Below are 15,157 nucleotides of genomic sequence, written 5' to 3'. Positions count from 1 at the left end.
ACCAAGGAGCGTCGGCGCCAAGCAATCGCATGCGTTGCCAATCTCAGCCAAAACACGCCAACGCGCACCAGGTGCGGGCTGGCCCCTCGCCGACTGAATGAGTATAAACACCCCTGCAGCCTGACCTGCAATCGCCCAGGGAGACAGAAGCCATGCTGGACAACCAAAGGCACGCGGATTCAACTGGGTCTGGACTCAGCCTGACCGCATCGGTGATCGGCGGTGATCGCCGCACCGCTGGTCCTCGCCCTGATCATCAGTTTGGCGTTGCTGACGAACGATCATGGCGCGGAGCCACCCTGGCAGATGACGCGCGAGATTCGCGTTAACACCCTGAACTGCCCAATCTCTGACGAAGAGGCTTTCCGAAACCCATGCTTGACCAGATCCGCCGCTTTTTTGATGACGTCATCCAGCGCTCGACTGGGGATGATCCGTTCGATCGCGACCATGCCATGCGTTGCGCCAGTGCGGCACTGATGCTGGAGATGACCCACATGGAGCCGGAGCAATCGGCCGCGCTTGGCCGCGAGCTGGTCGCCACCCTGGTGCGCGAGGATTTTGGCCTTTCCCCCGAGGAGACCGATGCCCTGCTTGCCTGCGCCGATGCGGAGCGTCGCGATGCCACTGACTATTTCCAGTTCACGCGGTTGATCAATGAGCACTTCACCGCAGAGGAAAAGATCAGCCTGATCGAATCGCTGTGGCGCGTCGCCTATGCGGATCAGCGTCTGAGCAGCCTCGAGGAACATCTAGTGCGCAAGGTCGCCGAGCTGATCTACGTGCCGCATGCCGCCTTCATCAACGCCAAACATCGCGCCGAGGCTGATCGCGGGGCTGGCTAGAGCGCTTGCTCAAACCTGGAGTCCCGGTGAATCGCTGAAATCCCGGCGCATCGCTGTGGCCCCGATGCATAGAGGGCATAACCGGCCTCCAGCCGGCAGGATGTGCGCAACCTGGAAAGGCCTCCAGCACCGGCTATCATTTTCGGTTATGTTCACCCAATGAGCTTACCCCTTCAGCCTCCCAATCCGTCAACGGGCCGCACCGGTCCCGGGCGGACTGCCGGTTCCGATCAGCTTGCCATTTCCGGACGGATTGCCAGTTCCGGGCGGACTCTCGGTCCCGGGCGGATGGCCAGCTCTTGGCGGATTGCCGATCTCGTGCGCGTTGCGCTGCTGTTGACGCTGACCTTGGGGCTCTGGATCGGCCCCGACCTGGGTGCAGGCGCAAACCGAGCGCTTGCTCAGCCAACCGATGCCACTCAGTCGCCTGTCAGCAGCACCGAGGCGTCGAAGCCGAAAGACCTGATCAAATCCAGTGCGCACAAGATCGATGCGCATGCCCACCGGCTGGCGAAGGCGATCGAGGACGACATCCTCCGCGTCGAGCCCTATCTGGAGCGCTACGGCTACTGGGCGGTGTTCGTCGCCGTTGGCGTTGAGGGCTTCGGCATCCCGGCCCCGGGCCAGACGCTGTTAGAGGCCGGCGCTGTGGTTGCCGCAGTGCCAGATAGCCGGCTGAATATCGGTCTGCTGCTGCTTGTCACCATCGTCGCGACCTCACTCGGTCAGGCCATCGGCTACCTGATCGGTCGCTTTGGCGGGCGTGTGGTCCTGAATCGGCTGCCCATCCCCGCGCAGCACCTCGAAGGCATCGAGCAGAAATTCAACAAGTACGGCGGTTGGCTGCTGCTCTTTGGCCGCTTCGTCGATGGTCCGCGCCAGCTCATGGGGCTCTTCTCTGGCGCACTGGAGATGCACTGGGTGCGCTTCATGTTGTTGAATGTCGCCGGCGCGGTGCTCTGGGCCAGCTTCTGGGCGCTGGGTGTCTATTATCTGGATCTGCACTTCGACGCGCTGGTCGCTGTGCTGCGGCATCTCAACCCCTGGATGGCGGCGCTCGGGCTGTTTGGGGTCATCGCCCTGCTGCTGGCCCTGCTCATCGCCCTGCTCAACCGGTCGGGTCAGGCCCGACCCTAAGTCGCTGTCGCTGTCTATGCTCCCCTTCCCGATCATCACCCAGCCGTCATCCGCAGATCGGGAAGACGTTGCTGGACAAACGATCGACAACATCTAAAGCGCATGCGCTAGCCGTTAGCCATGTCTTTTCCCTGGCGACTCTATCTCGCGGCCCTCTTCGTCGGCGTCTTCGCAGGACTCGTCGGCGGCGCCTTCCACTTCCTTCTCGATCAAGCCGCATCCAGCAGAGACTTGCTGCATGGGTTGCTCAGCTCAGCACCGATCCCCGGCTGGCTGCTCCTGATGCTGCTCGGTGCCTTGGTGCTGGTCACGGCGAAGTGGCTGGTGCGCCGATTTGCGCCGGAGACCGCCGGCAGCGGCGTGCAAGAGGTCGAGGCCATCCTCGCGGGCGAGCGCACACTGCGCTGGCAACGGGTGCTGCCGATCAAGTTCTTCGGCGGGATCTTGGCGGTTGGCTCGGGCCTAGTGCTCGGCCGAGAGGGGCCAACCATCCACATGGGCGCCGCGCTGGGGCAGCTCGCGAGCGAGCGTCTGGGACCACGTCCTGGGGCTAATCGGGCGCTCATCGCGGCCGGTGCAGCCGCCGGACTGGCGACTGCCTTCAACGCCCCGCTGGCCTCCATCGTCTTCGTCACCGAGGAGCTGCGCGAGCATGTCGAGTATCGCTTCGCGACCATCCAGTCGGTGATCCTGGCCTGCTGCGCGGCGGTGATTGTCAGCGGCTGGATACTTGGACAGGGACCGGATATGCCGATGCCGAACCTGGACATGGCACCGCTCGACTCGCTGCCAATGTTTCTGGTGCTCGGCGTGCTGATCGGCGCGCTCGGCGTGCTGTTCAACCGGTTGCTGTTGGGCTCGGTCGCCGCTTATCGAGCGCTGGGCACGCCGGGGGCCTATGCCGCGGCCGCGCTGACCGGGCTGATCCTGGGCGCGCTGATCTGGTTTGCACCCGCCACGGTCGGCGGCGGCGAGACCCTGGTCGTGAATCTGCTGCATGGCCAGCCCGCGCTCTTCTTCCTGCTGGCATTGTTGGCGGTGCGTCTGCTGACCACCGTCGGCAGCTACGGTCTCGGGCTGCCTGGTGGCATCTTCGCGCCGATGCTCGCGCTCGGCACGATCTGCGGTGCCGCCTTCGCGGCCCTGGTCTCGATCACGGCGCCTGCTCTGGCACTGGAGCCGGAGGTCTTTGCTGTAGCCGCGATGGGCGCGCTGTTTGCCGCGACCGTCCGCGCGCCACTCACCGGCATCATTCTGGTCATCGAGCTCACCGGCGCCCAAGCCCTGGCGTTGCCGATCATCCTAACCTGTCTCAGCGCCACTTTTACCGCTGAGGGCTTGGGCGGGCGGCCGGTCTACAGCTCGCTGCTCGGGCTCCAGAAACTGCCAGCACCACGTGCGCCGATCCGGCGGATTGCGGCAGCGGCGATGATCCTGTTGGCCTTTATCGCAATAGAGCGAATCGATGTCGCTCGGGAAGGGACTGGCATGGAGCCAACCGCGGTTCTTGCGCAGATGCCGTCTTCGACACCGACTCCGACATCGACATCGACATCGAAGACCGCGGCGCCGACGGCGATGGCGGCACCAACCCTAACAGCGTCAGCTTCAGCGCCAGTCTCATCGCCCTCTGAACCGGCGCAGGCACCGGCCTCGACGGCAACCTCAACCCAGCCGAGCGTTCAGGGCAGCGATGCTGTGGATACTGAGACGCGGCCTGCATCCGAAGCGATGCCTCAGCCAAGTTTGGCGCAGGTTGGACCAGGGGCACGTGAGAGCGCTGATGCCGAAACCGACCTGCCGACAGCGACTGCAACACCGGACGCTCACACCAGCGCAGCCCCCCAGAGCGCCCGCTTCAGCATCCAGCTCATCAGCTTCCGCGATGCCGACAACCTCGCGCGCTTCGCCCAAGACGAAGGCCTGATCGGCCAGGCACTCAAGATCGAGCCTGACGGGCAACCCAGCCGCTGGCATGCCGTGCTGCTCGGCGCCTATTCCGACCGCGCCGCCGCCGAGGCCGCGCTGCGGGATCTACCCGCGAGCCTAAAGCGCCTCGACCCCATCATTCGCAGCCTCACCACGGCTGAGCGCCTGGTGCCGATTCAGGCCGCCGATACGATCCCCTGATTTCTCGAACGCAGCCGAGTAGATGGACGTAGTGCCGCACTGCGGGCATTTCATGACTGGATCACGACAGAGCGTTCGAGGTTGGATGACGAGAAACTCAACCAAAAAGACAACACATCCAGGTCGTTTTGACATGCGTCACGTGACTGGAATGTTTCACGCAAGCAGTGAATGAACTCCTACGTGAGCGCCGGGCAACTAGCCGCACACTGCTGATGTTGTTACACTGACAACATGCCGGCAACCTTGATCCTCAAAGACCGCTTCGAGCTTGCAACAGATCGCTTTGTTGAGCTTATCGTCTGGGAACTTCCGGCGCCGCTCCGAGGGAGTGCACATCGGTTCAAGTACCGATTAGTCTTGATTGTCGATGGCGTCTGTGTGCTGCGCTATGACAACGAAGCCAGCAAAGGGGATCACAAGCATGTTGGCAGCCACGAGATTCCTTATTCATTTACTAACCTCAAACAGTTGACTCAGGACTTTTGGACCGATGTCAGCTGCTTGTGAGGAGTCAACCATGGCGACGTTAATCATCAATGTCTCAGACCTGGAATCCGTCAAAGCGCGGCTGGATGCAGCCTTCCGCGGCGAACCCCAAGGCTGCGCTTACTCGTTCAACAGCGAAGAAAGCCTACTCTCCATGCTGACCCCCAACCGTTGGGCCATCGTCAAGGCGCTGTTAGGCTCAGGCCCCCTCGGGGTCCGCGAACTGGCTCGGCGTGTCGGGCGTGATGTCAAGGGAGTCCATACCGATACCCAGCGCATGGTTCTCTGCGGATTGATCGACAAGACCGATGACGGCAAATTGCTCTTGCCCTATGACGAGGTGCGAGTCGACCTGCATTGTCAGGCTGCGGCCTGAGAGGTGCCAATGTGTTGATCCATCCTTCACAAATTGTTGTTCCGCCAAGTCAATCCGTCCTGCTGGAAACCGTGGATTCAAGTGCTGGCAGCGCCCTCGATAAAGGCCGCCGCATCATCGGCGAGCGCCGTCAGTAGCCCCTCCGGCACCGCATCGGCGCCTTGGCCCAGCGCGATGGCGCGCATCAGCAGCGCGATGTCTGACTGCTCCAGCAGACCTGCTGGCAGCACCTCGCCATAGAGCCAGATGCCGGCCTGCGATGGACTCGGCGGATCAGCGCGGCCGACGCGGTGGGCGGCAGCGGCGAGCAGACCGGAGAGCATCAGGTCCAACGCCGGCCCTGGGCAGCGCTGCTGGATCAGCATGCGCGCGGCATCGATGGCCTCACGCGCCTTACGCAGCAGTGGTGGCTCGACTGGTGCCTCCTGGGCGCCACCGGCGTTAGCATCTTCAACCTCGGCGCCAAACACCGGCTCTGCCTCAGCTACCGGCGAGGCCTCGCCGAGTCGGCCTAGACTCGCGAGGGTGCGGCGATCGATCAGCGCGACCGGCACCCGCTCGGACAGCCCGGCGGCGATCTCGTCGTCGGTCTCTTCGACTCGATCCAGCACCACCAGTAGGCCGCCCATGCCCACGCCAAGACCGCTATCGCGGCGACGCTGGGCGAGCATGCGCTGAATCCGCGCGCCGAATTGGGTCTGCAGCGCGATCACGCAATCGCGCACCGCGTCATCGAGGTCTGGGCGCAGCCTTGTCGTGGAGGACGAAGATCGCCGCGCAGACTCGGCCGCAAGCAGCTCCTGCTCAGCATCGGACTCGGTTTGGGTTTCAGCGCCAGCCGTGCCTATCGCATTAGACTCCGTGCCAGTTTCCGTGCCAGCAGCGCCTGCAGCATCGGACTCCGTGCCAGTTTCCGTGCCAGCAGCGCCTGCAGCATCGGACTCCGCGCCGGTTTCCGCGCCAGTTCTGTCCGCAAAACCAGCGGTATCTGCGATACCAGCCTGCCCGCCACGCTCGGTCTCCTCAGCTTCGGCACCCGCGGCGTCCGTCTCGCCAGCTCGCTCGCTCTCCAGCGCGTCGCCAAGCCCTGCCCCTGGCAGACCCTCTTGCGCGGTCTCGTCGGTTCCCGATGCACCCTCGCCCTTGGCCCCGGCGCCCTCATCGGTCTCCGCTGTCGGTCCCACCGGTCGATCAGCCGGCCCCGACGGCCCTGTCAAATCATCCGCCAACACCTCAGCAAGCCGCTTGGAGACGCTAACCACATCCTCGGTCGCATCCGCGTGCACGACGTTGTCGAACAGCTCCCGCTTACCCTGCACCAGCCCCAGCACCCGTTCCTCATAGGAGTCCGGCGCCACCAGCAGGATCGCCTGCACCTTCTGCCGCTGACCAAGCCGATGCACGCGCGCGATGCGCTGCTCGAGCACCGCCGGGTTCCAGGGGATATCCAGGTTGATCAGCACCGCAGCGTTTTGCAGGTTCAGGCCGACACCGCCGGCATCGGTGGAGATGAAGACCTGGATCGCGTCATCGTCGCGGAAGCGGTCCATCAGGGCACCGCGATTGGCGGTCGGCACGCCACCATGCAGACGCACGCTGCCGAGCCGCATGGCGCGCACACGCTGCTCGACCAGCTCGGTCATCACTGCCCACTGCGAGAAGACCACGACCTTGAGGCCAGCCAGGCGGCACACCTCATCAAGCAGCGTCTCCAGCTCATCGAGCTTGGGCGCGCTGCTGCCGTGCCGCTTCTGCGCCAGCTCCGGATCAACCAGCGCCGCCGCGTTGCAGGCCATCCGCGCCCGTTGCAGCGCCGCCATCATCCGGTTCTGCTCGCTCGGCGTCAGTGGGCGCCGCTTCATGATCTGCGCCAGGATCGCTGCGGCATTGATGGCGTCGTCGTGGATCTCCTGCTGCAGCCCCGACATCGGCACATCGACGCGGGTCAGGATGCGCTCTGGCAATTGATCGCGCACCAGGCTGCGATCGCGCCGCAACATCACCGGCGCCAGCCGCCGCCGCAGCTCGGAGAGATTGCGGTAGCCGAGCACCTTGCCGCGATCGTCGGTGATGTGGAAATCGACCAGGTAGCGCCACAGCGGACCTAGCACACGCGGGTCGATCACCTGCAGCAGACTGTAGAGATCCTCAAGACGATTCTCGAGCGGCGTGCCGGTGAGCACGAAGGCGTAGCGCGAGCCGATCTGCTTGACCGCACTGGCAATCTTGGTGCGCCAGTTCTTGATGCGCTGGGCCTCGTCGAGGATCAGCAAGTCCGGACGCAGGTCAGCATTGATGATGCTGAGATCGCGCATCACCAGCTCGTAGTTGACGACGTAGAAGCCGCGTCCCTTGCGATACTGCACGCCGCGCGCCGCCACCGGCCCTTGCACGACCTGCACATCGACGTCGGTGAAACGCTGGATCTCGCGCGCCCATTGCAGCTTCAGCGAGGCCGGGCAGACCACCAGCACGCGCTCGACGCCATCGTTGCGATGCAGCCAATAGGCGGCGGCGATCGCCTGTAGGGTCTTGCCCAGACCCATGTCGTCGGCGAGCAGGGCGCGTCCGCGACCGGCGAGGAAGGCGACGCCATCGGTTTGATAGGGATAGAGCTTGGCCTGGACCCCGGGCAGCCGACCGCCGCTGTCGCGAATCCGCTCGCCGATCTCGGCCGCTCGCACCGCGCGCGCGGCATCCTCAGCCAGCCGGCGCGCGTAGCCGAGGGCGTCGTCGCCGATCTCGAGATCGCCACGCTCGGCGACCTGGTCGGCAAAGCGCAGAAAATCGTCGGGCAGGCGCAGCCGGAAACGGCCGTCGGCGTCGAAATGCTCTTGTAGCAGCGGCAGCAGGTCGGTCGCGGTCTCGGCGCCGCGATGTAGGCGGATAGTCGGCGCCTGCGCGCCCTCCCAATCTAAGAACACCGCGCTGCGCGGTGGCGGCTGCTGGGCGATGCGCTTAAAGTCGCGGCGCTTGCGCAGCCGATGCAGGACTGCTTCGACGTGCTTGCAGGTGCCCAGCTCGTTGGTGGCGAAATCTGGGCAGGTGCAATAGTTGGCGCGCCGATCGAAGGCGCGGAGATGGACGCGGTAATCGCTCGAGAAGTGGGTCGCCGATTGCAGCGAGTGCGCCCGCCACAGCCCATAGCCCGCCGCCTTGGCCGAGTCTGACAGCGGCTCGACATGGACCTCGGCGCGGGCCTTGGCCAGCCGTTCCTCCAGTGCCGAGCGTTGGGCGTCGGCGAGCAGCGCGGGGTCGCTTGGTGATTGGCCCTGACCTTTGGCATAGGCGAAGAGTGCGGCGATCGCGTGGACGCAAAAGACGCCATCGTCGCAGCCATCGCATTGGCAGCCGGCTAGCAGCCTGGTGTTGCCTCTGCCGATAGTGCGCCTGGTGGCATTGGCATCGCCTTCCGCAACACGTTCAGCATCCAGTTCATCGGCCTCATCCGCGGTACCGGCAACACCAGCAGCATCGGCAGCACTCCCAACACCGGGAGTGCCTGGAGCATCAGCAGCACTCGCAGCGCCAGGAGCAGCATGAGCCTCCACGGCATCAGCGGCGTCGATGGTAATCTCAACCTCGAGCTGCTCCTCAGTCTCAGCATCCTCAACACGAGCATAGAGGCCGTTCGGCGACCGATCGAGCGCTGTGACCCGCAGTTCGTTGCAATGCCGCAGTCCGGCGCGCACCACCGATGGCTCCGCCAGCGCTTGGATCTGCTCGCTATCGAGCAGCAGCGGATCGGCTTGCTGACCCGAATCGGCAGGCTCTGTTGATTCGCTAAACGTTGCAGTCTCCGCAAAAGCGGCAAGGTCAGGATCTGGTATCGACGCAGACGTCGAGTCGGCATTCAGCGGATCGTTCGGCATCGTCCTATCCAGCAGTGCAAGGAGGTCGCATAGTACGCCAGCACGCCGAGGCCTGCAGAGCAGAGCCCCGCTCAGGTCGCCGCACAACAGCTGACATCCTCAGGCCGCTGCACGCCAGCCGAGGTGGATATCGATCGCATCATAGGGAAAGTGCAGCATGCCGCCCTCGGTCTTATCGATCAGCCCAATCGCGCTCAGGCGCTGAGTGTCGGCCTGGACCGCGCTCAGGTCACGACCGACCTTTCGGGCCAGCTCGTGCATGTCAATCGGACCAGCTCCCGCCAACGCCTTCAGGATGGCAAAGCGATGACTGGTCAGCGTATCGAGCAAACCCTCTTGCGTCGTAAACAAGTAGCGAGGCGGTTGCGGTGTATCCTGCTCTAGCGATGAGATCGCTTGAGCGAGCGCTTCTTCCTCGCTCGCGACTTCAATCATCAGCGTGCTCATGGGTCTGGCTCCAGCACTGGATATCGCGGTCGAAATCGATCAGGAGCTGCGGCATTGAGCTAAAGGTCAACGCGTATTCCTGATCACCGATGTGCTTGTGATCGCCTTTTCCGCGCTCGTTGTCGTATCGCAGGACGCATTGATCGCCACTGACCAGCGCCAATCGGTATTTGTTAAGGATGCGAGCTTCCAACGAGCGGCTGCGGTAGACGCCAGACGCTGATCTCCTTGAAGAGGGATGCGGTCAATTGCTGGCGATACGATAGAAGCGGCTCAGCTTTCATCATGATAGCTTATCAGCGCAAACAGGACCTTGCCCGCCGATTCGGAAACGATACGGAGCAGCCGGAGGTTGAGGGATCTAGGGAGCCGCTGATCGTTACGCATCACCAGAGACGGACACAGAACTGAGATTGCAGTCCAGCTCAAGGCGGTCTAACGTAGGCATCCGCAAGCGAGGGCGCCGACTGTCGTCGGACACCGAACTGCGCCAAGAGGAAACCGCATGGCCCACACACTGACCCGCTACACCGACATCGTCGAGATCGTCGGCGATCTGCTCAAGGTGCGCGTCGCACGCGCCAGCGCCGAGGCGCCGACCATCGCCTATGACGATCTGGCGCTGGTCGAAGGCGTTGACGGCTTCCGCTCGCTAGCGCGGGTGATCAAGATCGATCGCGAGCAGGTCTCGCTGCAGGTGTTCTCCGGCACCAAGGGCGTCTCGACCGCCTCGACCGTGCAATTTCTCGGCCATGCGATGCGCGCGGCCTACTCGACAAACATCCTTGGCCGGGTCTTTCGCGGCGATGGCGGCCTGCTCGATGCCGGCCCCGAGCTGGATGACGAGCCCAAGATCCCGACCGGCGGCCCCTCGGTGAATCCGGCGCGGCGGCTGCTGGCGTCGAAGATGATCCGCACCGACGTGCCGATGATCGATGTCTTCAACGCCCTGGTCGAGAGCCAGAAGATCCCGATCTTCTCGGTTGCTGGCGAGCCCTACAACCAGCTGCTGGCGCGCATCGGCGTGCAGGCCGATGCCGATATCATCGTCTTCGGCGGTCTCGGCCTGATCTTCGACGACTACTATTTCTTCCGTCGCCAGTTCGAGGATGCCGGCATCTTCGCCCGCACGGTGATGTTCGTGAACCTCTCCGCCGACCCGGTGGTCGAGCGCCTTCTGGTGCCGGACATGGCCTTAGCGGTGGCCGAGAAGTTCGCGCTCGAGGAAGGCAAGCGCGTGCTGGTGCTGCTGACCGACATGACCGCCTACGCTGATGCCATGAAAGAGGTCGGCATCGCCATGGAAGCGGTACCCTCGAACCGCGGCTACATGGGCGATCTCTACTCGCAGCTGGCGCGCCGCTACGAGAAGGCCGCTGACTATCGCGAAGGCGGCTCGCTGACCATCCTCACCGTGACCACCATGCCGGGCGGCGATGTGACCCATCCGGTGCCGGATAACACCGGCTACATCACCGAGGGTCAGTTCTATCTGCACGATGGTGTGCTCGATCCATTCGGCAGCCTGTCGCGCCTGAAACAGCATGTGATCGGCAAGGTCACGCGCGAGGATCATGGCCAGGTCATGAACACCATGATCCGCTTCTACTCCGGCGCCAAGGATGCGCAACAGAAGCAGGCGATGGCCTTCGAGCTGAGCGACTTCGATGAGAAGCTGCTGCGCTTCGGCGACCTATTTCGGGAGCGGTTCATGGACATCAATGTCAGCCTGCCGCTAGAAAAAGCGCTGGATCTCTGCTGGCAGACCATGGCCGAGTGCTTCGATCCGGAAGAGCTATTGATGAAGCAGCAGCTGATCGACAAGTATTTTCCGCGTGAGGCCGCCGGCGCAGCGTCTTAAACCTCATGGCCAAGGTCTCGCTCAGCAAATCCTCGCTGTCGCAGCAGTCGCAGCAGCTGAAGAGCTATCAGCAGTTCCTGCCCTCGCTGGACATGAAGCGCAAGCAGCTAATGGGCGAGCGCGCGCGGGCGCAGGCCGAGCAGCGCGAGCTCGAGGCCAAGCTGGAGGCGGTGCGGCAGCGCGTTGCCGAGACCCTGCCGATGCTCGCCAACCATGAGGTCGACCTGGCCGGATTGGTCCGAGTCGAACAGGTCGAGCTTGGGCGCGAGAACCGCATGGGCACCTGGCTACCGACGCTGGCCGAGCTGAAGATCGCGGTGCGACCTTATGGCTACCTATCAAAGCCGCACTGGATCGAGCCACTGGTCGACAAGCTGCGCGAGGCGCTGTGGCTGCGCATCGAGCTGCTGCTCGCCGAGCAACGTCTGGCACTGCTGGACCAGGCCGTGCGCACCGTGACCCAGCGCGTGAATCTGTTCGACAAGGTACTGATCCCGCAGACTCGGGCCAACATCAAGCGCATCCGCATCGCGCTCTCCGATGCCGAGCGCGCCGCCGTGGTGCGCTCGAAGATCGCCAAGAAGAAACGTGCCGCGGAGGGGCTAGGCTAAGATGGCCATTGAGCCACTGAAGCGGCTGTCGCTGGTCGGCAGCCAAGATCAAAAGCAGGCCGTGATGGACCGGCTGCAGGCGCTCGGCTGCCTGCATCTGGTGCCGCTCGCGCCCGCCTCATCGCAGCCGGAAACGCTGCCACCGGAGCACGCCGTCGAGGCGCGACAGGCGTTGCGCTATCTGGTCGATGAGCCGGAAAAGCGGCGGCAGGTGCACAACGAGGCCGACTTCGACTTGGCCACGACCATCCGGTCGGTGCTTGCCAATAAGGATCAGATCCGCGCCACCCTCGACCGTCGCGACGCCCTCGCCCAGCGCGCCAAGGATCTCGCGCCCTGGGGCGACTTCAGCCTGCCGCCGGGCGAGGCGCTGGCGGGCGAAAAGCTCTGGTTCTACTCGGTGCCGTTGCGACGACTGAAAGAGCTCGAAGACCTGGAGCTGCCCTGGCAGGTGGTGCACCAAGACAACCGCGAGGCGTTCTTGGTCGTGATCGCGCCGGAGGAGCCGCCAGCCGACGCGCTGCCGGTGCCGCGCACCCACACCGGCGCCCTATCGCTGAGCCAGGTCGAGCAGCAGCTCGAGGCCGCCGAGCTGGAGCTGGAGGCGCTGGAGGCCGATCGGCGCGCCCTGACCCGCTGGATCTACCTGCTCAGCAAGCACTTTGCCCGCGCCGAGGATCAGGCCGTACTGACCCACGCCCAGAGTCTGACCCTCGACGCCGATGGCCTGTTCGCGGTGCAAGGCTGGGTCGGCGTGCCGCAGGTCCCGGCGGTGGAGGCCCTCGCCGCCGAGCAGGGGCTGGCGCTGCTGATCGAAGACCCAGCGCCGGGCGACGCACCGCCGACCTTACTGACCAATCCGGAACCGCTCGGCGCCGGTGAGGATCTGGTCGGCTTCTACCAGATGCCGGCCTACGACAGCTTCGACCCGAGCCGCATCCTGTTTTTCTCGTTCGCGCTCTTCTTCGCGATGATCCTCTCGGATGCCGGCTACGCCGCCCTGCTCGGCCTCGGGCTGCTGCTGTTCTGGCGCAAGCTCGGCAGTTCGAACAAGGGACGTCGCTTCCGCGTGCTCGCGAGCAGCATCGCCGCGACCTCCTTCGCCTGGGGCGTGCTGGTCGGCAGCTACTTCGGGGTGGCGCCGCCGCCCGAAAGCCTGCCCGCCCAACTGCACCTGCTCGACATCCAGGACTTCGACAGCATGATGCGACTCTCGGTCGGCATCGGCGTGCTGCATCTGGTGCTGGCCAACCTAGTGCGGGTCGGCAACCTCTGGCCACGACTGCAAGCGCTGGCGCCAATCGGCTGGAGCCTGGTCGCGCTGAGCGGTTTCGGGCTCTGGCTTGGGCTGACCTTGGCGCCACCGGAACAGGCCGCGACCATCGAGCTGGTCGGCTACGGCGGGATTGCGATCGGCCTCGCGATGGTGTTCTTTGGCAGCAGTGCGCGCCCGATCACGGGCCTCGGCTCAGTGCTGATGCGCGTCCTCGACGGGCTGCTGGCGCTGTCGCAGGTGACCAAGATCTTCGGCGACACGCTGTCTTATCTGCGGCTGTTCGCGCTTGGTCTCGCCTCGGCCTCGCTGGCGCTGACCTTCAATGATCTGGCCGTGCAGGTCGATGCCGATGTCCCTGGCCTAGGGCTGCTGCTGCAGATCCTCCTGCTGCTGATCGGGCATAGCCTGAATCTGGCGCTCGGGCTGGTCAGCGGCGTGGTGCATGGCCTGCGGCTGAACTACATCGAATTCTATAATTGGGCATTGTCCGGCGAGGGCTATCCCTTCCGACCCTTCAAGAAGACGGAGATCATCGAATGAACCAGTTGGTTGTCGCGCTCGGCTGGGCAGGCATGTACGGCGCCCTGGCACTCGGCGCCATCGGCAGCATCATCGGCTGCGCCATCGCTGGCCAGGCCGCGATCGGCGCCATGGTCGATACCGAGTCTGGCCATGGCCGCTATCTCGGTGTCTCGGTGATGCCCTCCACCGGCGTCATCTACGGCATCGTGATCATGTTCACGCTACAACGCGAGGTCACCGACACCGCTGCCCCTGGCCTGTTCGGCATCGGCCTGCTGGCCGGCATCGCACTGCTCTATGCCAGCGTGTTGCAGGGTCGCGCCTGCGCCTCGGCGATCCAGGCGATGAAGGTGAAGCCGGAGATCTTTGGCTTGTCGCTGGCGCCCGCGGCCATCGTCGAAGGCTTCTCGGTGTTCGTCTTCGTCTTCGCGCTGGTGCTTGCTGGCAACATTCCGGCTTAAAGGATCATCCCGATGTTTCAATCCACGCTCACGCCCGGTCCAGCCGGACGAGACAGCACGGAAGCGGTGACGCCTTTTCCGTGCGGCATGATCCCCCGGAAGGGGGAGGTTTCAACCGGGAGTTTTCGATGACTGAGCCCAAGCTCGAGACAGCCCGCGAGATGACCCGCGACACCGCCCGCGAGAGACCCCCGGCGAGCGCGACCTCGGCCGGGGTCGACGCCCTGATCCAACGCCTGCGCGATGAGGGGGTCACCAAAGGCCGCGCCGAGGCGGCCCGAATCGAGCAGGAGGCGCGCCAGCAGGCCACGCGCATCCGCGCCGAGGCTGAGGCTGAGGCTGAGCGCCTGATCAACGATGCACGCCAAGAGGCCGCAGCCCTCAAGACCGCTGGCGAAGACGCGCTGCGCCTGGCTATGCGCGATACCGTGCTGCGGATGACGGCGGTGCTGACCGGCGCCATCAGTGAGAAGGTCCGGCGGCTGATCACCACCGAGCTCGAGCGTGAGGAATTCCTGCAGCAGCTGATCCTAGAGGTAGCGCGGCGCGGTCGCGACGAGGCCGGCATCGAGCCCGGCGATCAGGTCGAGATCGTGCTGCCGCGCGAGCTGATCGGCATCGAAGAGCTGCGCCGCAATCCGCTCGAACTGCGCGAAGGCTCGCTCTCGCACTTCGTGCTGGCGGTGGCCTCCGAGGTGCTCGAGGAAGGGGTCAATTTCCAGGTCTCCGACGACGAGGCCCACGGCATCCGCATCCAGCTGCGCAACAAGCAGATCGAGATCGATCTCAGCGACGAGAAGGTCGCCGAGCTGATCCTGGCGCATCTGCAGCCGCGCTTTCGGGCGATCCTGGAAGGGACCGTTAAGTGATGGCAGGCCTAGAGTTCACTTCAGCAGCCAGCCCAATGGCCAGGGCCAGCTTGTCGGCGAGTCTCACGTTAAGCCCAACGTTCGGTGCGGTCGGTGCGAAGGTCAGCTCGGTCGTGCGGCGAGCATTGAGTTCCACGGTCGGTACAAAGGGCAAGACGGTGACGAACCGCCTCGCGTCCGGGCGAAGAGCCACCTCTTCCATGGCAGGCCTGCGCTAGGCGATGGCAATGGCACCGAGTGACCGCTACTTAACATTGTTAA

General features: G+C 64.4%; 14 protein-coding genes. 10 read left to right on the top strand and 4 right to left on the bottom strand.

The genetic code is table 11. From position 1 onward, the window contains the following. Positions 1–374: 374 nt before the first annotated feature. The 5 genes from CKO42_RS06035 to CKO42_RS06015 all read left to right on the top strand — a co-directional run bounded on the left by CKO42_RS06035 (position 375) and on the right by CKO42_RS06015 (position 4,977). The gene (locus CKO42_RS06035) at positions 375–845 is read left to right on the top strand and encodes a tellurite resistance TerB family protein (protein WP_200240497.1); all 471 of its coding nucleotides are present in this window, start codon (positions 375–377) and stop codon (positions 843–845) included. A gap of 288 nt (positions 846–1,133) precedes the next feature. Next, positions 1,134–1,982: a DedA family protein gene (locus CKO42_RS06030; protein WP_200240495.1), complete on the top strand. Its 849-nt coding sequence runs from the start codon at positions 1,134–1,136 to the stop codon at positions 1,980–1,982. 120 nt (positions 1,983–2,102) lie between these two features. Beyond that, entirely contained in the window at positions 2,103–4,112 is a 2,010-nt protein-coding gene (clcA, locus tag CKO42_RS06025) for a H(+)/Cl(-) exchange transporter ClcA (RefSeq protein ID WP_200240492.1), read from the top strand. Between the two features lie 234 nt (positions 4,113–4,346). Continuing rightward, on the top strand, positions 4,347–4,622 hold the full coding sequence (locus CKO42_RS06020) for a toxin-antitoxin system TumE family protein (protein ID WP_200240483.1): 276 nt from the start codon (positions 4,347–4,349) through the stop codon (positions 4,620–4,622). A 10-nt stretch (positions 4,623–4,632) separates the two neighbouring features. Further along, complete coding sequence (locus CKO42_RS06015) at positions 4,633–4,977, top strand: HVO_A0114 family putative DNA-binding protein (RefSeq protein WP_200240480.1); 345 nt, start codon at positions 4,633–4,635, stop codon at positions 4,975–4,977. Between the two features lie 77 nt (positions 4,978–5,054). Here CKO42_RS06015 and CKO42_RS06010 read toward each other — a convergent pair whose 3' ends face one another. From CKO42_RS06010 to CKO42_RS06000, 3 genes are all read right to left on the bottom strand, one after another. Continuing rightward, a complete protein-coding gene (locus tag CKO42_RS06010; protein ID WP_200240472.1) occupies positions 5,055–8,849 on the bottom strand; it encodes a DEAD/DEAH box helicase in 3,795 nt (1,264 codons plus the stop codon). A gap of 99 nt (positions 8,850–8,948) precedes the next feature. Further along, complete coding sequence (locus CKO42_RS06005) at positions 8,949–9,296, bottom strand: HVO_A0114 family putative DNA-binding protein (protein WP_200240470.1); 348 nt, start codon at positions 9,294–9,296, stop codon at positions 8,949–8,951. Beyond that, positions 9,277–9,489, bottom strand: coding sequence for a toxin-antitoxin system TumE family protein (locus tag CKO42_RS06000; RefSeq protein ID WP_242479158.1), 213 nt, complete (start codon positions 9,487–9,489; stop codon positions 9,277–9,279). Before CKO42_RS06000 ends, CKO42_RS06005 begins: the two co-directional genes overlap by 20 nt. A 312-nt stretch (positions 9,490–9,801) precedes the next feature. Here CKO42_RS06000 and CKO42_RS05995 point away from each other — a divergent pair, with 312 nt between their 5' ends. The 5 genes from CKO42_RS05995 to CKO42_RS05975 all read left to right on the top strand — a co-directional run bounded on the left by CKO42_RS05995 (position 9,802) and on the right by CKO42_RS05975 (position 14,896). Then, positions 9,802–11,157: a V-type ATP synthase subunit B gene (locus tag CKO42_RS05995; RefSeq protein ID WP_200240468.1), complete on the top strand. Its 1,356-nt coding sequence runs from the start codon at positions 9,802–9,804 to the stop codon at positions 11,155–11,157. A gap of 5 nt (positions 11,158–11,162) precedes the next feature. Further along, positions 11,163–11,768: a V-type ATP synthase subunit D gene (locus CKO42_RS05990; protein ID WP_200240466.1), complete on the top strand. Its 606-nt coding sequence runs from the start codon at positions 11,163–11,165 to the stop codon at positions 11,766–11,768. A gap of 1 nt (position 11,769) precedes the next feature. Then, a complete protein-coding gene (locus CKO42_RS05985; protein WP_200240464.1) occupies positions 11,770–13,584 on the top strand; it encodes a V-type ATP synthase subunit I in 1,815 nt (604 codons plus the stop codon). After that, positions 13,581–14,027 carry an ATP synthase subunit C gene (locus CKO42_RS05980; protein ID WP_200240462.1) on the top strand — a complete coding sequence of 149 codons (447 nt, stop codon included), beginning with the start codon at positions 13,581–13,583 and terminating at the stop codon, positions 14,025–14,027. The genes CKO42_RS05985 and CKO42_RS05980 overlap by 4 nt, the downstream gene beginning before the upstream one ends. Positions 14,028–14,155: 128 nt before the next feature. Then, positions 14,156–14,896, top strand: a complete 741-nt coding sequence (locus tag CKO42_RS05975; RefSeq protein WP_242479157.1) for a hypothetical protein — start codon at positions 14,156–14,158, stop codon at positions 14,894–14,896. On the opposite strand, the gene CKO42_RS05970 is transcribed toward CKO42_RS05975, so the two are convergent. Further along, positions 14,889–15,098 carry a hypothetical protein gene (locus CKO42_RS05970; protein ID WP_200240460.1) on the bottom strand — a complete coding sequence of 70 codons (210 nt, stop codon included), beginning with the start codon at positions 15,096–15,098 and terminating at the stop codon, positions 14,889–14,891. The genes CKO42_RS05975 and CKO42_RS05970 overlap by 8 nt on opposite strands. Between the last annotated feature and the right edge of the window lie 59 nt (positions 15,099–15,157).

Origin of the sequence: Lamprobacter modestohalophilus (assembly GCF_016583905.1) — a bacterium.
GTDB classification, from domain to species: domain Bacteria; phylum Pseudomonadota; class Gammaproteobacteria; order Chromatiales; family Chromatiaceae; genus Lamprobacter; species Lamprobacter modestohalophilus.
The sequence above is the reverse complement of the archived record's forward strand: the minus strand, read 5'-3'. Positions and strand labels throughout refer to the sequence as shown.